The sequence below is a fragment of the Falsihalocynthiibacter sp. S25ZX9 genome, from assembly GCF_041205405.1.
GTDB lineage: Bacteria > Pseudomonadota > Alphaproteobacteria > Rhodobacterales > Rhodobacteraceae > Falsihalocynthiibacter > Falsihalocynthiibacter arcticus.
Genome location: NZ_JBGFCD010000341.1, coordinates 1 through 280 on the forward strand (window position 1 = coordinate 1; position 280 = coordinate 280).

Annotated in this window: 1 protein-coding gene; it reads left to right on the forward strand. The window is 58.2% G+C overall.

Going from position 1 to position 280, the window contains the following annotated elements; all coding sequences use genetic code 11:
- Positions 1–280 (forward strand): SDR family oxidoreductase (locus AB9F29_RS22505; protein WP_369757326.1); only part of this gene is annotated, 280 nt, incomplete at both ends.

Below are 280 nucleotides of genomic sequence, written 5' to 3' on the forward strand. Positions count from 1 at the left end.
CATCCAAAGGCGCAATCGGGCAATTAACCAAAGCTCTGGCCAACGAATGGGCGGGCAAAGGCGTGAACGTCAACGCCATCGCACACGGCTATATCGCCACCGACAACACCCAAGCTTTGCAGGACGATCCGGACCGCGCGCGCTTCATTCTTGAACGCAGTCCCGCGGGCCGTTGGTGCCAGCCTGATGACTTAGACGGCCATTCTGTCTTCCTCGCATCCGACTCGGCGAATTATGTGCATTGCACACTCTTAACCGGTGATGGCGGTTGGATGGGTCG